The following is a 19241-nucleotide window of genomic DNA, read 5'->3' as shown; positions in this document are numbered from 1 at the left end:
TCCGAGCCATGACGATCCGCGAATTCAAGATGCCCGACGTGGGCGAGGGCCTCACCGAGGCCGAGATCCTCAAGTGGTACGTCCAGCCGGGTGACACCGTCACCGACGGTCAGGTCGTCTGCGAGGTCGAGACCGCGAAGGCGGCCGTCGAGCTGCCGATCCCCTTCGACGGAGTGGTGCACGCGCTGCTCTTCGAGGAGGGCGTCACGGTCGACGTCGGCCAGGTGATCATCGCCGTACGGACGGGCGCGGAGGACGGGGCTCCGGCCGAGGCCGCCGCCGTGGCGGCTCCGGCCGCCACCGCGGTCGCCGCTCCTGCCGAGGAGGCCGCGCCCGCGGCCCGCCAGCCGGTGCTGGTCGGCTACGGCGTCTCCACCGCCTCCACCAAGCGCCGCCCCCGCAAGGCCGCGGAGGGCGCCGCGTCCCGCAACGGCGTGGCTCCGGCCGCCGCCGCTCGGGCCGTCGCCGCCCCGGCTCCGGTCGCGCCCGCTCCGGTCGCGCCCGCTCCGGTCGCGCCCGCTCCGGTCGCGCCCGCTCCGGTCGCGCCCGTCTCCGTACCGGCGCAGACCACCGGCGACCGGCCCCTGGCCAAGCCGCCGGTGCGCAAGCTCGCCAAGGACCTCGGCATCGATCTGGCCGCCGTGGTCCCGACCGGCGACGGCGGGGTCGTGACCCGTGAGGACGTCCACGCCGCCGCGGCGGCCGCGATCTCCGCACCGGGCGCCGTGGTCACCGAGGCCCCGGCCCCGGTGGCCGCCGCGGCGCCCGCGCCGCAGGCCGTCGAGGCCTCGGCGCGCGAGACCCGGATCCCGGTCAAGGGCGTCCGCAAGATCACGGCTCAGGCCATGGTCGGCTCGGCCTTCACCGCGCCGCACGTCACGGAGTTCATCACCTTCGACGTGACCCGCACGATGAAGCTGGTCCAGGAGCTCAAGGCGGACCCGGACCTCGCCGGTCTGCGGATCAACCCGCTGCTCCTGATCGCCAAGGCCGTGCTCGTCGCGATCCGCCGCAACCCGGACGTCAACGCGTCGTGGGACGAGGCGGCCCAGGAGATCGTGCTCAAGCACTACGTCAACCTGGGCATCGCGGCCGCCACCCCGCGCGGCCTGATCGTGCCGAACATCAAGGACGCGCACACCAAGACGCTCCCCGAGCTGTCGACGTCCCTGTCCGAGCTGGTCGCCACGGCCCGCGACGGCAAGACCTCCCCGGCCGACATGCAGAACGGCACGATCACCATCACCAACGTGGGCGTCTTCGGCGTCGACACCGGTACGCCGATCCTGAACCCGGGCGAGTCCGCGATCCTCGCGGTCGGCGCGATCAAGCTCCAGCCGTGGGTCCACAAGGGCAAGGTGAAGGCCCGCCAGGTCACCACCCTGGCCCTGTCGTTCGACCACCGTCTGATCGACGGCGAACTCGGTTCGCGGTTCCTGGCGGACATCGCCGCCGTCCTGGAACACCCGCGCCGCCTCGTCACCTGGTCCTGACGGAGCCGCCCGGTCTGACGGACGCGGGAAGCACGAAGGCCGACCGAGGGCCGGTTCCCCGCACAGGGGGGCCGGCCCCCGGCCGTTCCGAGGCGCGCGGCCGACCGGTCCTGCGGACCGGCGGCATGCGCGAGGTGCGGACCGCGAGGTGCGGACGGCGCCGAAACCCGCGGCCGCAGCCGTGGCGATCATGTGATCATCTCCGGATGTACTTCCGCGCTGTCACCGCAGACGCCGCAGACCTCGACCGTGCCGTCGCCTACCCGGCCGACGGCCCCGTCGCCGCCCTGACCGCCCCGAAGGTCCGCGAGGAGTTGGCCGCCGGGCGCTGCCGCCCCGAGTGGACCTGGATCGCCGAGGACGGGGACGGCCGGATGCTGGCCCGCGCCCTGTGGTGGGGGCGCGCCGACAGCGAACGGCCCGTCGCCTTGGACTGCCTCCAGGTCCGCGAGGACGTCCGCGACCCGGGCGCCCTCGCCACCGGCCTCCTCGAAGCCGGGCACGCCGCCTTCGGCGAGCGCCCGGGATACCACCTCTCCCTGCCCCGCGACTGGGGCTCCGTCCCCGAACTCGCCGCCGCCGTCGCCTGGCGGCGGGAGGCCGCGGCGGCGGCGGGCCTGAGCCGGGAGATCGAGCGGCTGCGCTACGAGTGGACCCCGGCCGCCGGAGCGCCCGGCCCCACCGGACGCCTGGTCTTCCGCGAGGGCACCGACGAGGAGTTCCTCGACGGCTTCGCCCGCCTCTCCCGGGGCAGCCTCGACCTGGGGACGCGGAGCGAACTCGCCACGGCCACGGAGGAGGAGGTCGCCCGCGACGACTTCGGCTTCTACCGCGACTGCCCCGGCGAGCGCTCCTGGTGGCGCCTGGCCCACCTCCCCGACGGGACCCTCGCCGGCATGGCCATCCCCTCCGCCACCCCCTACCACCGCAACGTCGGCTACCTCGGCGTCGTCCCCGAGCAGCGCGGGAAGGGGCTCATCTACGAGGTCCTCGCCGAGATCACCCGCTTCCACGCCTCCGAGGGCGCCGAGCGGATCACCGCCACCACCGACACCGTCAACGCCCCGATGGCCGCCGCCTTCGACCGGGCCGGCTACGAGGTCACCGAGATCCGCCTCGTCCTGGAGGAGCCGCTCCGCGCGTGACGCGGTAGCCTCCGCCCGGGGAAAGGGGGCCGGGGCGGCCATCACCGAACTGGGCGTGTACTCCGTGGAGGAAGCCGACGCCGACGGCGGGGTGTGCGTCGTGCGGTGTCACAGCGGGGTCGCCTACCCCGGGCAGGTCTACTCCGCCTCCGACTCCCGCCTCACCCTGAGGCAGTTGGAGTTCAGCCGGCGCAGCGTCGACTTCATCGACGGGGGCGCCACCGCGCGCGCCCACTTCACGGGGCCCGTGGTCGCGCTGCTCACCCGGGGCCAGGTGCTCACCGCCGTGCCGACCCAAGGACACCGCCTGGCCGAGCTGGAGGCCTGGTTGGCCACCGGGCCGCCGCTGCGGGACGAGCCCCGGCCGCAGGCCCTGCGGGCCCTGGCCCGGGCGCGGATGCTGGACCAGGAGCCGGCGCACGAGGTCCGGGTGCGTTGGGCGCGGGTGGCCTTCGCGGCGACGTACCGCCGGGCGGAGGCGGAGGGCACCGGCGAGTTGGAGCGGGCGCCCGACCTGGCCTGGGTGCGCTGCTACCTGATCGGGGAGCTGGGTCAGGCCCACACCGAGGACCCGGCGGCGCTGTGCGCCGAGCTGCTGGCGCTGATCGACCTGACCCCGGCCGAGGCCGCCGCGCAGGGAGCCGTCTGGCGGGAGCTGCCGCTGCCCCGGATCCTGCACCTGCGCCGCGTCAAGAACCTGGTCCGCCGCCTGGAGGACGTACGCCGGCACCTGGCGCCCGACGACCCCCTGGTGGGGGCCGTGGACGCCTGGGCGGCGGTGCGGCGCCTGCTGCCCTGAGCGGGGGCGGGATCAGGCCTTGGCGGCGTTGCCGAGGACTTTGGACGGGGTGATGCGCACGACGACCCGTACCGCGCCGTCGGAGGTGTCCTGGTACTCCTTGCCGGCGCCCGGGCCCAGGTACTGCTCGGCGATGCGGGAGGCGACCACGCGGCCGGTGTCCACGGTCAGGGCGGCCGAGCCGCGGATCTCCGCGTAGAGGAAGGGGTTGGCGAGGTCGAAGACGGTCAGGCCGACCCGCTCGTCGCGGGCGATGTTCCGCTCCTTGCGGCGGCCCTCCTCGGTGGACACCAGGAGGTCGTCGCCGTCCCGGATCACCCAGACCACCGAACTCTGCGGGCTGCCGTCGGGGTTGAGGGTGGCGAGGACCGCCGGGTGCGGGGAGTCGAGGAGCTGTCGCACGGTGTCGTTCAGCGCAATCGTCATGCGCGCGAGGGTAGTCGGCGCCCGTGGTGCGCGCGGGGCGTTCGGGGGCGCGGTGGTGGACTACCCAAAGTCCTCACTTCCAGGGGATGTTGACCCACGGGCTGGCCGGGTCGGAGGTCAGTACCACGTGGGCGGCGAGGGCCCCGGTGTACCAGTCGCCGAACTCCTCCTCGTCGAAGTGCAGGCAGCGCCCCAGGACGTACCCGGCGGAGAACTCCGCCCAGGACCGGTACGTCTGGCGGGCCGCCTCCCCCGCGCGCAGCACCGCGCTCTCGGCCTCCTTGACGGTGGCGTGGCGGGCGCCGACGCCCCAACGGGCCATCTGGGAGGCCCGGCCGTGGTCCCAGGCCTCCACGGAACGCACCCAGCCGTCCTCCGGGAGCAGCCCGTCGGCGCGGAAGCGCTGCTCGTAGCGGGCGATCCGGCCGATGAGCCGGCGCACCCCGGCGATCTCCCCCTCGACCTCGGCCGAGGGCCGGGGCGCGGCGACGGTGACCCCGTCGGGGGTGAGCTGCGGTTCGGCCGCCCGCTCGGCGCTCAGGCGCAGGCTGGTCTCGGCCGCGTGCCGCCAGTGCTCGACGTCGACCGGTCCGGCGAAGTCGGAGGCCAGGACGCGGCGCACGCGCAGGGAGAACTCCCAGACGGGGCTGACCATCCGGGCGTCGAGCAGCCGCTCCAGGGCGTCGGTCCAGCCCGCCCGGTCGGTGATGCCCCAGCCCTTCTCCAGGCGGGAGCGCTGCCGCTGGTAGCCGTTGCCGTGGTAGGCGAGGGAGTTCCAGAACTCCCCGTTGGTGACGGCGAGGTGGCCGCCGACGGCGAGCCCGTGGGCGACGGGCCCGTGCAGGGGCCCGCCGGTGAACAGGGCGTGGACGTGGTGGTCGGGCAGGCCGTAGCCGCCGGCCGCCTCGGCGTGGGCCCGCCAACGGGCCAGGTCGGCGGGGGTGGTGGTGAGGTAGGCCTCGCACGGGGTGCCCGGGTTCACGGCGAGGTGTGCGGGGTCGGAGGGGGCCCAGACCTTGGCGAACCAGCGCAGGCTCTGGGACTCGTAGACCGTCTCGGGGGTGGGGGCGGGCAGCATGCCGGCGGTGTGCACGACGAGGACGCCCGAGGGGGTGGGGTGGAAGAGGACGCTCTCGGGGTCGGCGTCCGAGCGGGCGCGGGACTGGGCGATGTAGAGCCGGTCACCGGCGAGCGCGTCCAGATAGGCGTCCCAGTCGCCCCGGGCCTTCGCCTCGTACAGCTCTCTCTCGATCGCGCTCGGCGCCGTCCAGCCATCCATGGGTGGACCCTATCGGGGCCCTTCGAACGCCGGACCGGCGCGCCGGCGTTCGGCTACGTTGAGGGCGTGGGGTCCGGCGACAGCGGCGACCGGGCCGACACCGAACGCACGGGGGCACGGTGGGCGACGAGGGCGGCGAAGGTGGGGCGGACGTGCGCGGGGCGGCCGAGGCCGGGATGACCGTGTACTGGCGGCCCGGGTGCACCTTCTGCATGCTGCTCTGGAGCAAGCTCCGGCTCAGCGGGACCCCGTACCGGCCCGTCAACATCTGGCGGGACCCGGAGGCGGCGGCCTTCGTGCGCGGGGTCAACAACGGCGACGAGACCGTGCCCACGGTCCGGGTGGTCTCCCCGAACGGGACCGAGACGGTCATGACGAACCCCTCCCTCGCCCGGATCCGCGAAGCCCTCGTGGCCTGATCCGACGCACCGGGAAGGGCCACGAGGAACGCGGAGGCGCGATGCGGGGCGGAACGGTGGCCGTGGTCGGCGGGAGCATCGCGGGGTGCGCCCTCGCGGCCGCGGCGGCGCGGGCGGGCGCGGAACGGGTCGTCGTACTGGAGCGCACGCGCGGGCGCCTCGCCGACCGGGGCCTCGGGCTGTGCGTCAACGACGAGCGGGCCGCCGAACTGGCCGCCGTCGGGGCCCTCCCGCCCGGGATCCCCGCGCACCGGCTGACCCGGCGCCGCTGGGTGGTGCGGGAACCCGTCGCGGGGGCGGGGGGCCGGCTCTTCTGGGAGCAGCCGTTCCCCTTCCACTCCTACCACTGGGGCCTCCTGTGGCGCGGGCTGCGGGCGGCCACTCCCGAGGCCGTCGAGTACCGGCCGGGCGTCACGGTGGCGGGGGTCACCGGGGGCTCCGGCGGGGCCGAGGTCCGGCTCGGGGACGGGACCGCCGAGCGGTACGACCTGGCCGTCGGCGCCGACGGGTACCGCTCCGTCGTCCGCGAGGCGCTCTGCCCCGGGGCGCGCCCGCACTACGCCGGGTACGTCTGCTGGCGCGGCAACCTCGACGCCGGCCGCGCGGAGGCCCTCGGCGGAGCCGACCCGCACCCCGACGCGGTGACCACCGTCTGCTTCCCGGGCGGGAGTTGTGTGATCTACCGGATCCCCGGTCCGGACGGGCCCCGGATCAACTGGGTGCTCTACGCCGCGCCCCCGGCCGGCGGGGTCCTGCGCTACGACGACCCCACGAGCTTCCCGGCGGGCGCGCTGAGCCCCGAACTCCACGCGCACCTGGTCGCGTTGCTGGAGCGGGAGTTCCCGGCGTACTGGGGCCGGGCCCTCGCGCTCACCGACCCGGCGGACACCTTCGTCCAGCCCATCTACGACCTGGTGACCGCGACCACCGCCGGCGGGCGGCTGCTGCTCGCCGGGGACGCGGCCTCCGTCGTGCGCCCGCACAACACCAGCGGCGCCGCCAAGGCCCTCCAGGACGCCGCCGCCTTCGCCGCCGCCTGGGACCGGGCGGAGTCCTGGGACGACCTCCTCGCCGACTACGAGGCCGCCCGGGGCGGAGCCGGCCGTGACCTCGTCGCGCTCGCCCGCCGGCTCGGCCGGGCCCAGGTGGAGCGGACCCCGCCGTGGGCGCGGATGGACCAGGAGCAGCTCGCGCACTGGTGGCGGGACCAACTGGCCGGCGCCCCCGGCATCGGCGGCCAGGCCATGGCCCCGTCGCCCTAAGGGCTGTCCCCTGCGGGCCCCGCCGACCGGGCGCGCAGCCCGGCCTCCAACCGGGCCACGTCCTCGGCGTCCTTCGGGCGCCGGGGGCGTTGCGGCATCCAGACCGGCGTCATGAGCTTGATCTCGATCTGCGCCTCGGGCGAGACCACCGGGGACTCCACACGCCGAGCCGCCCCGTGACCGTCGGCTCCAACATCCCGGCCGGCCAGGCCGTCCCGGCCCAGGGGCCGCCCGCGGCCACCACCGCGCCGCCGTCGCCCCGCGCGACGAGGGCGAAGCTCAGCTCCTCCCCGTCGCGGGCGAGGTCCACCTGCTGTGCGTCCGCGCGCAGCACCTCGTACCCGAGGGCGACGAGGCGCTCCCGCAGGGCCCGCGCGTCGCGCGCCCAGGCGAACCAGTCCACGTCCTCGTGTTCCCGGGTGACCTTGCCGAGCCAGAAGTCCACGGCCCACCCGCCCCGGAGCCAGACCTCCGTTCCGAGTTCCGCGACCACCGCCCGGACTTCCCCGATCATCCCCAACTGCCGCTGTGAGCGCCCCGTTCCCATCCCGTCACCGTACGACCCCCGTGCCTCCGCGCGACCGTACGGACCCCCTTGACGGGGTTCCGGGGCGGGGAGACGCTCCCGGGGCGCACGACCGACGGGGCACAGCTGGGGGGCCGGTATGCCGGGGGAGTCTGTCCAGACGGCGGGGGAGTTGCGGGCGCGGCTCGCGCGGGTGGGGGCGCGCTGGTCGGTCGGCGAGCACCTCGACGACGCCGATCCGCTGCCCCGGCCCGCCCTCGGGCTGGAGCCGGGGGCGCACCTGACACCGGCCGCCGAGGCGCCCCCCGTCGACCTGCGGGCCCTCCTCGGGGCCGGCGGCGCCCGCAGCGGCAACCCGCACCTGACCCGGCGCCGGGCGGCGCACGGCCTCCTGCCCGGGACGGACCCCGGAGCGGGCCGGCCCGTCGCCGTGGACTGGCGGCGGCGCTGGGGGCGGTCCTGGCTGACCAAGGTCAGGGACCAGAACCCCTGCACCTCCTGCTGGGCCTTCGCGGCGACGGGCCTGGTGGAGTCCATGGCCCGGATCGAGCACGACGTCTGGGCGGAGCGCTCCGAGGGCGACGTCCACGACGGCCTCAAGTCCGCCTGCGTGCAGGGCGGGGACCCGGAGACGGCCCTGGACTGGATCCGGGCCAACGGCGGCCTCGCCGACCCGGGCTGCTGGCCGTACGGCAGCCCGCCCCCGGGTCTGCCCCTGGAGCGGCTGGAGGCCTGGCGGGCGGAGTACACACCGAGCTGGGACCGCTCCGGGCGGACCGTCCGGATCCCGGAGGCCGTGCGCCTCGGGGACGTGGAGCAGCAGAAGGTGTGGCTGGACACGGTCGGCCCGCTCACCGCCTGCCTCGACGTGTACGAGGACTTCCTCGGGCTGGGCGCCGGGGTCTACCACCGCACCACCGAACGGCTGGTGGGCGGCCACTGCGTCCTGATCGTCGGCTACGACGACGCGGCGGGCTGCTGGTTGTTCCGCAACTCCTGGGGGACCGGCCACCACGTCGAGGGCTACGGCCGGATCGCGTACGGCGAGGTCAACGTCGACTACTGGGCCAAGTGCGGTCTGCACGGCACCAACATCGACCCCTGGAGCAAGCGCCGCCTGCACACGGGCAGCGTCTACGAGAGCGGCAACGGCCGGGCCCACCGCAACTTCGAGATGTCCGCCACGGCGGGCGGCGGGCGCCTGCGGCACTGGTGGCGCGGGGGCGAGGCCCCGTACGCCTGGACCCGCGCGGAGCTGTACGCGCACGACGCCTCCGGGCAGCCCGCCTTCACCGGCACCACCTACAACCGGAACATGGAGTCCCTGCACGTCACCACGGGCGGCCGGCTGCGCCACTGGTACTACGAGCAGGCCGTCGGCGTCTGGCGCGACGGTGGCGCCTTCGGCCCGGGGGACGCGGCGCTCGGCGCGACCCCCGCGTTCATCCAGAGCGACTACGGCAAGCCGGGCAATTTCGAGGTGGTGGTCCGCACCGCCGACGGGCACCTCAACCACTGGTGGCGGATCAACGGAGCCCCCTGGACCTGGAACGACGCCGGCCGCTTCGCCCCCGGCACCGCCCACTACGGCCCCGCCCTCGTGCAGCGGCGCGACCGGGGCCTGGACCTCGTCGCCGTCCGGGACGACGGCCGGATGCAGCGCTGGTGGCGCGACGACGCCAACGGGTTCGTCTGGCGGGCCGGGGAGGTCTTCGGCGGCGGCACGGAGGCGGGCTCCGCGCCCTGCGTGATCGAGTCCCAGGAGGGGGCCGCAGACGAGGACACCGCCGGGAACTACGAGCTGTGCGTGGCCCGCGTCGACGGACGGGTCGAGCACTGGTGGCGGGGGAACTCGGCCGGCCTGGGCTGGAGCCTGGGGGCGGTCTTCGGGCGGGAGGTGCGGGCCGTCACCGGGATGCTCCAGGGCAGTTTCGGGTTCAACCTGGAAGTCCTCGTCCTGCGCACCGACGGATTGCTCCAGCACTACTGGCGCGACGGCGCGGGGTGGCACGAGGGGGACGTGATCGGCCCGGCGTGAGAAGGGGTGCCGCGTGGAGGTACGGGAGATCGTGCTCGGCCCGGGTGAGGCGTACACCCTGCGGCTGACCGGGCGCGGTGCGCGCGGCTACGTGTGGACCTGGCGGGTCGGCGGCGACGAGGACGCCGTCACCGTCGTGGAGGGCCCCGGGACGGCCGGTGTCCGGGCCGCGCCGGGCACCACCCTGGAGCGGGCGTACGAGGTCCGGGCCGGCCGCCCGGGGGCGCGGGCCCGGGTCCGCTTCGCGCAGGTCCGGCCGGCGTACCCGCAGGAGGCCCCGTACGACGAGTTCCTCCTGGACGTGGAGGTCCGGTCGGCGGGCAGCCCTTAGGCCGTCCCTTTCGGATCGTGGCGGGCAGTGTCCGGATGCTGGACGGGGAGGGCCGGTGTATTGCTCATGTATCTATCCTGTGCGCATGCCGAGCGCCCCCGCCTCCCCCGCGTCCCCCGTGTCCGCGCCCTCCCCCGCCCTCAGGCCGCCGCCCGCCGCGGACCGCGTCTACCGACACGTCAAGCAGGGCGTCCTGGAACGCCGCTACGAGGGAGGCGTGCTCCTCACCGAGGGCGAACTGGCCGAGGCCGTCGGGGTGTCCCGCACCCCGGTGCGCGAGGCGCTGCTGCGGCTGGAGACCGAGGGGCTGCTCAAGCTCTATCCGAAGAAGGGCGCGCTGGTGCTGCCGGTCTCCGCGCAGGAGATCGCCGATGTCGTCGAAACCCGGCTGCTGGTCGAGGAGTTCACCGTCCGGCGGGCCGTGCCCGCCCCGCCCGCCCTGCTGGAGCGGCTCGCGGAGCTGATCGAGGAGCAGCGCGCGCACGCCGCGCGCGGGGACCTCGCGGCGATGATGGCGGCCGACCGCCTCTTCCACGCCGAGATCGTCCGGCACGCCGGCAACGAGATCCTGGCCAGGCTCTACGACCAGCTGCGGGACCGCCAACTGCGGATGGGCGTGGCCCTGCTGCACGCGCACCCCGGGCGGGTGGACCCGACCCTCGCCGAGCACACCGAGATCCTGGACGCGCTGCGCGCCGGGGACGCGGAGGCGGCCGCCGCCGCCGTGCGCGGGCACATCGGCCGGGTCGAGGCCCTGGTGCGGGGGGCGCAGCGATGACCGCGCTGCCGAAGACTCCCCGCGCGCGGGACCCGCTCGCCCAAGACCCGCTCGCGCAGGACCCGCTGCCGACGGGCCCGCTTCCCGAGACCCCGCTGCCCAAGGACCCGCCCGGGGGGCGCAAGGCCGTCGCCGTCTGGTCGATCGGCGTCGCCGTCTACTTCGTCGCCGTCATCTTCCGCACCAGCCTGGGCGTCGCCGGACTCGACGCCGCCGACCGCTTCCAGGTCAACGCCTCCGCCCTGGCCGCCTTCTCCCTGCTCCAGTTGCTCGTCTACGCGGGCATGCAGATACCCGTCGGCCTGATGGTGGACCGGCTGGGGACCAAGAAGGTGCTGACGCTCGGCGCCGTGCTGTTCACCGCCGGGCAGATCGGCTTCGCGCTGTCGCCCTCCTACGGCATGGCCCTGGCCGCCCGCGCCCTGCTGGGCTGCGGCGACGCGATGACCTTCATCTCCGTGCTCCGGCTCGGTACCCGCTGGTTCCCGGCCCGGCGCGGGCCGCTGATGGCCCAGCTCGCCGGGCTGGTGGGGATGGCGGGCAACCTCGTCTCCACCCTGGTGCTGGCGCCCGTCCTGCACGGGGTCGGCTGGACGGCGGCCTTCGCGGGCAGCGCGGTCGCGGGGCTGGTGGTGCTGGTGCCGCTGGTGCTGTTCCTGCGCGACCACCCCGAGGGGTACGGTCCGGATCCGGCCGCGCGCGAGGCGGCCCGCGCCGGGGGCTTCGTACGCCGTCAGATCGCCGACTCCTGGCGGGAGCCCGGCACCCGGCTCGGGCTGTGGGTGCACTTCACCACCCAGTTCCCGGCGATGGTCTTCCTGCTGCTGTGGGGGATGCCGTTCCTCGTCGAGGCGCAGGGGCTGTCGCGGACCACCGCCGGCGGGCTGCTGACCCTGGTGGTCGCCTCCAACATGGGCTTCGGCCTGCTCTACGGACAGCTCGTCGGCCGCCGCCAGTCCTCCCGGATCCCGCTCGCCCTGGGCACGGTCGCGCTCACCGCCCTGCTGTGGGGCTCGGTCCTCGCCTACCCGGGCGACCGCGCGCCGATGTGGCTGCTCGTCGCCCTGTGCGTGGTGCTGGGGACCTGCGGTCCGGCCTCGATGATCGGCTTCGACTTCGCCCGGCCCGCCAACCCGGCCGAGCGGCAGGGCACCGCCTCCGGGATCACCAACATGGGCGGCTTCCTCGCCTCCATGGCCACGCTGCTCGCGGTGGGCGTCCTGCTCGACGCCACCGGGGACGACTACCGGATCGCCTTCTCGTCGGTCTTCGTCCTGGAGGTCTTGGGCGTGACCCAGATCCTGCGCCTGCGCGGCCGGGCCCTGGCCCGCGAGCGGGAACGGCTGCCCGTCGGCCCGGCGGCGGTGTTCCCGAGGCAGGCCTCCGAGCCCGCCGTGCCCGTCGGCCCGGCCGGGGCCCGGACCCGCGCGTCGCAGAGCCGGGGGGCAGGGGTCAGGGAGTGACCGCGAAGGCGGCCAGGATGGCCCCGGCCAGTGCCTCGTCGCCCTCCACCTTCACCCGGTCGGCGACCGACCGCGCGCGGACCCGGCCGCCCGCGAGGCGTACGTACGTCTCCCAGTCCAGGGTCAGCGTCACCGCCGGGCCCAGTGAGGGCGTCTTGTCGACGGTGCCCCGGCCGGCGGCGTCCACCCGGACGATCCGCATGAACTCCAGCGCCCCGTGGACGTCCACGACCACGGCCGAGTTCGGGGGCGCGCCGGCCCCCTTCGCGACCACCTTCGCCAGCCCGGCCAGCAGGATGTCCCGGGCCACGTACGCGCCCGGCGAGTCCCAGTTGCCGGGGACGCCCAGCGCCGCCCGCAGGTCCTGCTCGTGCATCCAGACGTCGAAGGCCCGCAGCCGCAGCGCGTGCTCCAGGGTCACCTGCTCGCCGAGCGGCCCGCGCACCAGCGTGGCCGGATCCCGCTTCTCGTTGCGGAGTTGGCGCGAGCGGCGGATGACCGTGTACTCCAGCTCGGAGGTCATCTCGGGTGCGGTGTGGTGGCGCCGGATGTCCACCTGTACTTCCATGTACCGGGTGAACTCGTCCACCACGTGCCGCAGGTCGCGCGGCAGCGTGTGGATCGGCCGGGGGTCCCCGAGCTGCTCGCACTCGATGCCGATGATGTGTGACACGACGTCACGGACGGACCACGCGGGGCAGGGGGTCGGCCGGTTCCACTCGCCCTCGCCGAGGGGGAGGACCAGCTCGGTTATCGCCTCGATGGAATGCGTCCACGCGTCGGCATAGGGCTCAAGGCTGGGATGGACGGTCAACGGGACCCCTCGCGTGCTGTTCAGTGGCGCGTTGTGGACTGTTCCCAAAACTACGCTGCCGGTCAGGACGACGGCAGTGCTTTCGTGTGACGATCGTAGGCCCGAGTGGACGGCTGACAAGCCAGGACGGTGGTAATGTGCGCGCCTCTCTGATCCAAATCGCGGTGAACGAGGGGGAGTCGGTGGCTTCCCGACGCTCCCGCGTCGCCGATCTCGTCCGTGAGCAGGGCGATTGCGATCTCGTCGTCCTGCCGGAACTGTGGACGGTCGGCGCCTTCGCCTACGAGCAGTTCGAGATCGAGGCCGAGCCCCTGGACGGCCCGACCTACGAGGCGCTCTCCAAGGCCGCCCGTGACGCCGGCGTGTGGCTGCACGGCGGCTCGATCGTGGAGCGCGCCGGCGACGGCTCGCTCTACAACACCGCGTTCGTGCTCTCCCCGACCGGCGAGTCGGCCGCGACCTACCGCAAGATCCACCGCTTCGGCTTCGACCAGGGCGAGGCGGTGCTGATGTCGGCGGGCGACTCCCTGACCACGGTGACCCTGCCGGAGCAGACCCTCGGCCTCGCCACCTGCTACGACCTCCGCTTCCCCGAGCTGTTCCGCGGGCTCGTCGATGCGGGAGCCACCACGATGGTGGTCTCCGCCGGCTGGCCGGCCCGCCGCCGGGCCCACTGGACCCTGCTGAACCGGGCGCGGGCCGTCGAGGACCAGTCGTACGTACTGGCCTGCGCGCTGGCCGGGACCCACGCGGGCGTCGAGCAGTCCGGGCACAGCCTGGTCGTGGACCCCTGGGGCGAGGTCCTCGCGGAGGCGGGGCCCGGCGAGGAGGTGCTCACCGTCGAGCTGGACCCGGCGAAGGTGGCGCAGACCCGCGAGCAGTTCCCCGCCCTCAAGGACCGGGTCCTCGGGGTCCGGGCGCCGGGCGGGCGCTCATGAAGCGCGGCAGACCGGGTAGGACTGCTCCCGGCACCGGAACCCACGGAAGGCGGAGGCGAAGCTCGTGACCGAGCAGGAGGAGCGGGCCGCGGCAGCGGTGGAGGCCGCCGCGGAACCCCACGACCCCGCGCCGGGCGAGCGCGCGGCCCGGGACCGGATCAGGGCCGAGGCCACGGGCATGAGCCACCACCGGGCCGAGGAGGCCCTGGAGGCCGCCCGGAAGGCCCCGGACGCCGAACCGGCCGCAGTGGCGGAGTGGGAGCGGCTCACCGAGCACCTCGAAACCCACGGCGGGCCCTACGACCCGCTGACGGACCCCTACGTCCAGGGCCAACTCGCCGCCCGGGCCCACCACGCCCGCACGGACGCCCGCACGGAGGTCGTCACGGACGCCCGCTGAGGGCCGACCGGGACCGATCGCTCTCGCCGCCGCGGCGGGACCCCCGTACGGCAGCAGGGCCCGGACCGCGCGTCGCGGTCCGGGCCCTGCTGCCGTACGGTGCCGCCCTGCGGCGGTGGTGCGTCAGCTCTGCGCGGCGTCGTCGCCCGTCTGCCCGGCGTCCTCGGCCACGCCCGCCTTCTCGCGCATCTTGCGCACCAGCTCCGCCTTCTGGTCGAAGGAACCCTGGCGGTCGAGGTTGCGGTGCGGACCGTTGTTCTGGCGTTCGGCGCGGGACTGCCTCTTGCGCTGGCCGCCGCCCTGGCCCACGGGGTTGTTGATGTTCTTGCTCACGGTCATGGGTTCTCCCGGTAATGATGTGAAGTGATCTACGGATTCATCGGCGCAGGACGGGCGCGGCGACATCGAAGGACGTCAGCGGGGGCCCATCACGCTCTCACTCGTAAATCGGCGTCTGGAAGAACATGACAAAGACGTTACCCGGTTCCGTCCGCCCCGCACACCAGGCTTTTCGCCGCCCCGGTGTCGGCCGGGCCTTCGGCGGGCGCCCGGGACCACGGGCCGAGGTCGCCGCCGGGCGTTGTCGGTGGTCGCGAGCGCGCGGACGGCCGTGACACCTCTTCGCCCGCCGCGGCCGATGTGTCCCACATCTCCCCGGTTCGCGTGGCCGCACGACCGTCCCGGGCGCGACGGGCACACCGGGCACCCCGGGCGGACGGACCGCGTCAGTTCTCGGAGTCGGGCTCCCGCTCCTTCTCGGCCATCCGGATCACGCACACCGCGACCGCGATCAACAGCGCCGCGTCCGCGTCCTCGCGCACGATGTCCACGGCGTACGTCTCGCGGATCCGGTACCACTGGCGGGAGATCAGCGCGAGCAGCTCCCCGTCGTACTCGACCTTGAACTCCCGGTCCAGGATCCGCCCGCTGACATCCAGCTCGGTGCCCTCGGTGAGGGTCACCAGGAAGTGGTTGCGCAGCAGCGACAGCCGCTTGCGGCGGATCACCGCGAGGCGCTCCTCGTCGCGCTCCAACGTCATCGAGTCCCGCAGCGCGAACAGCTTCGCCCGCAGGGTGATCAGCGTCCGGCCGTCCCGGTCCTTCAGCTCCAGGGTGTCCCGGAAGCGCAGGGCCTTCCCGTCCACGAGGAAGGCGGGCCGGCCGTCCTGGTCCTCGATCCAGTAGTCGTCCCCGATGGCCAGCAGTTTGTCCCGTACGAGGTATTTCATGGCCTGATCAGTGCCCGGGGTAGGTTGCCGCCATGCCTCTTCTCTACGTGACCGACCTGGCCTACCCGGCGCGCGGCCGCCGCTACGGCGACGAGGACATATTCCTCACCGCCCGCCTGCGCGAGCACTTCCCGCTGGCCCTGTGCCACCCCCTCGACGCCGAGGCCCTGATGCCCGGCTTCGACGCGTTGGTCGTCCGCAACAGCGGCCCGGTCCTGCACCATCAGGAGGCCTACGACTCCTTCCGCGCGGCCGCCCTCGCCGCCGGGACCCTCGTCTACAACCCGCTCACCGGCCGAGGTGACATGGCCGGGAAGCAGTACCTCCTCGACCTCACGGCCGCCGGACTCCCCGTCATCCCCACCGTCGACGACCCCGCCGACCTGCACCTGCTGCCGCGCGTGGACACGTACGCCGTCAAGCCCAAGCAGGGCGCCGACTCCATCGGCCTGACCTTCACGGACACCCCCGCCGGCCCGGCGGGCGAGATCCTGATCCAGCCCCGGATCGACTTCGCGTACGAGGTGTCCTTCTACTTCGTCGACGACGCCTTCCAGTACGCCCTGTACGCCCCCGACCCCGCGCGCCGCTGGGAGCTGACCCCCTACGCGCCGACGCCGGCCGACCTCGCCTTCGCCCGCCGCTTCGTCGAGTGGAACACCCTCGACCACGGCATCCAGCGGGTCGACGCCTGCCGCGCCCCCTCCGGCGAACTGCTGCTGGTGGAGCTGGAGGACCTGAACCCGTACCTCTCGCTGGACCTGCTCCCCGAGCCCGTCCGGGAGGCCTTCGTGAAGGCGCTCGTCAGCTCGCTGCGGTCGTTCCTCGCCCCTTCCTGAGCAACAACCGGCGCCCGGGGACCTCCACCCAGGTGTGCAGGGCCCAGGCCAGTGCCAGCGACGCGGAGAACGCCGCCGCCAGGACCAGGAGGCCGCCGTCCCACAGGGGCAGCTTCGGATGCCCGCCGAAGAGGTGCTCGCCGGTCCGGATCACCAGGATGTGGACCATGTAGAAGGCGAAGGAGACCTCGCCCAGCTTCACGCTGAGCCGCCCCCGCCACGGCGAGGGCTCCCCCGCCAGGTCGGCCCGCGCGGCGGCGGCGATCAGGCAGGTGAAGCCGACGATGGTGCAGGCGGTGGTGCGGAAGGCGTAGTCGGCCTGGTAGCTGAGGAAGTAGCCGACCACGGCCAGCCCGAGGGAGGCCGTCAGCCCCGGTCCCCGCCAGCGGCCGGCGCGGACCAGCTCGGCGACGGCGATGCCGAGGACGAACTCGGGCAGCCGGGTCAGGGGGTCGAAGTACTGCGCCCAGACGGCGCCGTCGGAGACTCCGGTCAGCTCCATGACGGTGGGGACGGTCACCACCGCGGCCAGGGCGAGCACCGCCACGGGCAGCGCGCAGCGCGGGCCGAAGCGGCGCAGCGGCCAGAACAGCAGGGGGAAGGCGAGGTAGAAGAAGGCCTCGCAGGCCAGGGACCAGCTGACCGGGTTCAGCCCCTGGAAGTAGGGCACCTGGGGCACCCAGGACTGGACGAGCAGCAGGTTCGCGGTGAGCGGCCCGCGGTCCGGCAGGGTGTCCGGGGCGAGGAGGAAGCCCATCGCGAGGGCCATGGCGACGGTGGCCAGGTGCAGCGGGTAGACCCGCGCGAAGCGGCGCCGCCAGAAGCGCGGGACGCCCCGGCCGGTGGGCGCGGTCGCGGAGGACCAGGCGAGGACGAAGCCGGAGAGCACGAAGAAGAACGACACCCCGGTGTTGCCCACGCCGAAGGCGAAGGTGACGAGGTCGTTCGCGCGTCCGCCGAAGTACTCGACGATGTGGACGTGGTAGAAGAACACCATCAGCGCGGCGGTCCAGCGCAGGCCGGTGAGCGAGGGCAGGTCCACGGGTCGCGGATCGCGCGCTCCCGAGGCCGCGCCGGGACGGTCGTCCTGCCGGGGTATGAGATCGGTCGTCGACACGGGCGGCACCCTACCGGTAGGTATACCTCCGGTTGCCCCCGCACCCGCGCCGAGCGCGTGATCCGCCGTTCACACCCGGATGGCAAGCTTGAAGCATGAACGATGACGCCCCGGCGCCCACCCCCGCGCCCGTGCCCCGCCGTGCCCGTATCCGTGCTCCCGAGCTGATCGGCAAGGGGGGCTGGCTCAATACCGGAGGGCGGTCCTACACCCTGGCCGACCTGCGAGGACGGATTGTCGTTCTCGATTTTTGGACCTTCTGCTGTATCAACTGCCTGCACGTCCTCGACGAGCTGCGCGAGCTGGAGGAGAAGCACCGGGACACCCTGGTGATCATCGGGGTGCACTCCCCGAAGTTCGTCCACGAGGCCGATCACGCGGCCGTCGTCGACGCCGTCGAGCGCTACGGGGTGCACCACCCCGTGCTCGACGATCCCGAGCTGGCCACCTGGAAGCAGTACGCCGTACGGGCCTGGCCCACGCTCGTGGTCATCGACCCCGAGGGGTACATCGTCGCGCAGCACGCCGGCGAGGGGCACGCGCACGCCATCGCGCGGCTCGTCGAGGAGCTGGAGGCCGAGCACGGGGCCAAGGGCACCCTGCGGCGCGGGGGCGGGCCGTACGTGGCCCCCGAGCCCGTCGCCACCGACCTGCGCTTCCCCGGGAAGGCCCTCGCGCTGCCCTCCGGGAACCTCCTGGTGTCCGACTCCACCCGGAACCAGCTCGTGGAGCTGGCCGCCGACGGGGAGAGCGTCGTACGGCGCGTCGGGAGCGGGAAGCGCGGGTTCACCGCCGACACCTTCAGCGAGCCGCAGGGCCTCGCGCTGCTGCCCGACGGCCGGGTCGTCGTCGCCGACACCGTCAACCACGCGCTGCGCGCCTACGACCCGGCCACCGGCGCCGTCGAGACCGTCGCCGGCACCGGCCGGCAGTGGTGGCAGGGCTCCCCCACCTCCGGGCCCGCCCTGGAGGTGGACCTGTCCTCCCCGTGGGACGTGGCCTGGTGGCAGGGCCGGGTGTGGATCGCCATGGCCGGCACGCACCAGCTGTGGACCTGGGACCCCGAGGAGGGCACCGTCGCCCTCGCCGCCGGAACCACCAACGAGGGGCTCTTCGACGGCCCCGCCGCCGAGGCCTGGTTCGCGCAGCCGTCCGGGCTGGCCGCCGCCGGTGACCGGCTGTGGATCGCCGACGCCGAGACCAGCGCCCTGCGCTACGTCCACCGGGACGACACCGGCGCCGGGTACGCGGTGACCACCGCCGTCGGCACGGGCCTGTTCGACTTCGGCCACCGCGACGGCGACGCCGCCCAGGCCCTGCTCCAGCACCCCCTCGGGGTGACGGCCCTGCCGGACGGGTCGGTCGCGGTGTGCGACACGTACAACCACGCCCTGCGCCGCTACGACCCCGCGAGCGGGCAGGTCACCACCCTCGCCACCGATCTGCGCGAGCCCAGCGACGCGGTGCTGGTCGGCGGGGACATCGTGGTCGTGGAGTCCGCCCGCCACCGACTGACCCGGCTGCGCCTGCCGGAGGAGGCCGTACGGGTCGACGCGGTCGCCCACCGCACGCGTCGGGCCGCGACCGAGGTGGCCCCCGGCGGGCTCCGCCTCGACGTGGTCTTCCAGGCCCCGGCCGGGCAGAAGCTCGACACCCGCTACGGGCCCTCGACCCGGCTGCTGGTCTCCTCGACCCCGCCGGAGCTGCTCGTGGGCGGCGAGGGCCAGGGCACGGACCTCTTCCGGGAGCTGGTGTTGAACCCGGAGGTCACCGAGGGCGTCCTGCACGTGTCGGCGATGGCCGCCTCCTGCGACGACGATCCCGCCAACGAGTACCCGGCCTGCCACGTCCACCAGCAGGACTGGGGCGTGCCGGTGAAGGTGACGCCCGAGGGCGTCGCCCGGCTGCCGCTGGTCCTCGCGGGCCTGGACGCCTGACGCGCCGA

20 protein-coding genes are annotated in these 19241 nt (G+C 74.3%); 13 read left to right on the top strand and 7 right to left on the bottom strand.

Annotated elements, in window-relative coordinates:
- The first annotated feature begins 8 nt into the window (after positions 1-8).
- The 3 genes from ACIOD1_RS18115 to ACIOD1_RS18105 all read left to right on the top strand — a co-directional run bounded on the left by ACIOD1_RS18115 (position 9) and on the right by ACIOD1_RS18105 (position 3437).
- Positions 9-1493, top strand: coding sequence for a dihydrolipoamide acetyltransferase family protein (locus ACIOD1_RS18115; protein WP_401903287.1), 1485 nt, complete (start codon positions 9-11; stop codon positions 1491-1493).
- Between the two features lie 206 nt (positions 1494-1699).
- Positions 1700-2638, top strand: coding sequence for a GNAT family N-acetyltransferase (locus ACIOD1_RS18110; RefSeq protein WP_365615968.1), 939 nt, complete (start codon positions 1700-1702; stop codon positions 2636-2638).
- Between the two features lie 55 nt (positions 2639-2693).
- Positions 2694-3437 carry a hypothetical protein gene (locus ACIOD1_RS18105; protein WP_365615965.1) on the top strand — a complete coding sequence of 248 codons (744 nt, stop codon included), beginning with the start codon at positions 2694-2696 and terminating at the stop codon, positions 3435-3437.
- Between the two features lie 12 nt (positions 3438-3449).
- On the opposite strand, the gene ACIOD1_RS18100 is transcribed toward ACIOD1_RS18105, so the two are convergent.
- Positions 3450-3863: a PPOX class F420-dependent oxidoreductase gene (locus ACIOD1_RS18100; protein WP_365615962.1), complete on the bottom strand. Its 414-nt coding sequence runs from the start codon at positions 3861-3863 to the stop codon at positions 3450-3452.
- Positions 3864-3936: 73 nt separating this feature from the next.
- The gene (locus ACIOD1_RS18095; RefSeq protein WP_401903283.1) at positions 3937-5142 is read right to left on the bottom strand and encodes a DUF1266 domain-containing protein; all 1206 of its coding nucleotides are present in this window, start codon (positions 5140-5142) and stop codon (positions 3937-3939) included.
- Between the two features lie 176 nt (positions 5143-5318).
- Here ACIOD1_RS18095 and ACIOD1_RS18090 point away from each other — a divergent pair, with 176 nt between their 5' ends.
- Both ACIOD1_RS18090 and ACIOD1_RS18085 read left to right on the top strand, forming a co-directional pair.
- Positions 5319-5561, top strand: coding sequence for a glutaredoxin domain-containing protein (locus tag ACIOD1_RS18090; RefSeq protein ID WP_365616213.1), 243 nt, complete (start codon positions 5319-5321; stop codon positions 5559-5561).
- Between the two features lie 41 nt (positions 5562-5602).
- A complete protein-coding gene (locus ACIOD1_RS18085; RefSeq protein ID WP_401903280.1) occupies positions 5603-6823 on the top strand; it encodes an FAD-dependent monooxygenase in 1221 nt (406 codons plus the stop codon).
- Positions 6824-6932: 109 nt separating this feature from the next.
- On the opposite strand, the gene ACIOD1_RS18080 is transcribed toward ACIOD1_RS18085, so the two are convergent.
- The gene (locus ACIOD1_RS18080) at positions 6933-7370 is read right to left on the bottom strand and encodes a nucleotidyltransferase domain-containing protein (RefSeq protein ID WP_401903277.1); all 438 of its coding nucleotides are present in this window, start codon (positions 7368-7370) and stop codon (positions 6933-6935) included.
- Between the two features lie 118 nt (positions 7371-7488).
- Between ACIOD1_RS18080 and ACIOD1_RS18075 the strand changes: the two genes are divergently transcribed.
- The 4 genes from ACIOD1_RS18075 to ACIOD1_RS18060 all read left to right on the top strand — a co-directional run bounded on the left by ACIOD1_RS18075 (position 7489) and on the right by ACIOD1_RS18060 (position 11959).
- Positions 7489-9387, top strand: a complete 1899-nt coding sequence (locus tag ACIOD1_RS18075; RefSeq protein ID WP_365615950.1) for a C1 family peptidase — start codon at positions 7489-7491, stop codon at positions 9385-9387.
- A gap of 13 nt (positions 9388-9400) precedes the next feature.
- On the top strand, positions 9401-9718 hold the full coding sequence (locus ACIOD1_RS18070) for a hypothetical protein (RefSeq protein ID WP_365615948.1): 318 nt from the start codon (positions 9401-9403) through the stop codon (positions 9716-9718).
- 85 nt (positions 9719-9803) lie between these two features.
- The gene (locus ACIOD1_RS18065; protein WP_365615945.1) at positions 9804-10496 is read left to right on the top strand and encodes a GntR family transcriptional regulator; all 693 of its coding nucleotides are present in this window, start codon (positions 9804-9806) and stop codon (positions 10494-10496) included.
- Positions 10493-11959, top strand: coding sequence for a nitrate/nitrite transporter (locus ACIOD1_RS18060; protein ID WP_401903273.1), 1467 nt, complete (start codon positions 10493-10495; stop codon positions 11957-11959). The genes ACIOD1_RS18065 and ACIOD1_RS18060 overlap by 4 nt, the downstream gene beginning before the upstream one ends.
- On the opposite strand, the gene ACIOD1_RS18055 is transcribed toward ACIOD1_RS18060, so the two are convergent.
- Positions 11949-12773 carry a maleylpyruvate isomerase family mycothiol-dependent enzyme gene (locus ACIOD1_RS18055; protein ID WP_365615942.1) on the bottom strand — a complete coding sequence of 275 codons (825 nt, stop codon included), beginning with the start codon at positions 12771-12773 and terminating at the stop codon, positions 11949-11951. The two genes, ACIOD1_RS18060 and ACIOD1_RS18055, sit on opposite strands and share 11 nt — an antisense overlap.
- Positions 12774-12910: 137 nt before the next feature.
- Between ACIOD1_RS18055 and ACIOD1_RS18050 the strand changes: the two genes are divergently transcribed.
- Positions 12911-13711 carry a carbon-nitrogen family hydrolase gene (locus tag ACIOD1_RS18050; RefSeq protein WP_365615939.1) on the top strand — a complete coding sequence of 267 codons (801 nt, stop codon included), beginning with the start codon at positions 12911-12913 and terminating at the stop codon, positions 13709-13711.
- Between the two features lie 64 nt (positions 13712-13775).
- A complete protein-coding gene (locus ACIOD1_RS18045; RefSeq protein WP_365615936.1) occupies positions 13776-14111 on the top strand; it encodes a hypothetical protein in 336 nt (111 codons plus the stop codon).
- Positions 14112-14234: 123 nt separating this feature from the next.
- Here ACIOD1_RS18045 and ACIOD1_RS18040 read toward each other — a convergent pair whose 3' ends face one another.
- Together ACIOD1_RS18040 and ACIOD1_RS18035 are read right to left on the bottom strand one after the other, a co-directional pair.
- Positions 14235-14450 (bottom strand): DUF6243 family protein, encoded by a 216-nt coding sequence (locus ACIOD1_RS18040; RefSeq protein ID WP_365615933.1) that lies wholly within the window; start codon positions 14448-14450, stop codon positions 14235-14237.
- Between the two features lie 386 nt (positions 14451-14836).
- Entirely contained in the window at positions 14837-15340 is a 504-nt protein-coding gene (locus tag ACIOD1_RS18035; protein ID WP_401903267.1) for an LURP-one-related/scramblase family protein, read from the bottom strand.
- A 32-nt stretch (positions 15341-15372) separates the two neighbouring features.
- On the opposite strand from ACIOD1_RS18035, the gene ACIOD1_RS18030 reads away from it, so the two are divergent.
- A complete protein-coding gene (locus tag ACIOD1_RS18030) occupies positions 15373-16179 on the top strand; it encodes a hypothetical protein (RefSeq protein WP_401903265.1) in 807 nt (268 codons plus the stop codon).
- On the opposite strand, the gene ACIOD1_RS18025 is transcribed toward ACIOD1_RS18030, so the two are convergent.
- A complete protein-coding gene (locus tag ACIOD1_RS18025) occupies positions 16145-17296 on the bottom strand; it encodes an acyltransferase family protein (RefSeq protein ID WP_401903262.1) in 1152 nt (383 codons plus the stop codon). The genes ACIOD1_RS18030 and ACIOD1_RS18025 overlap by 35 nt on opposite strands.
- A gap of 95 nt (positions 17297-17391) precedes the next feature.
- Here ACIOD1_RS18025 and ACIOD1_RS18020 point away from each other — a divergent pair, with 95 nt between their 5' ends.
- On the top strand, positions 17392-19233 hold the full coding sequence (locus ACIOD1_RS18020) for an NHL domain-containing thioredoxin family protein (RefSeq protein ID WP_365615922.1): 1842 nt from the start codon (positions 17392-17394) through the stop codon (positions 19231-19233).
- The last annotated feature ends 8 nt before the right edge of the window (positions 19234-19241 follow it).

Source organism: Streptomyces sp. NPDC088097 (genome assembly GCF_044741845.1).
GTDB lineage: Bacteria > Actinomycetota > Actinomycetes > Streptomycetales > Streptomycetaceae > Streptomyces.
This window is presented reverse-complemented; position numbering and strand designations above follow the sequence as displayed.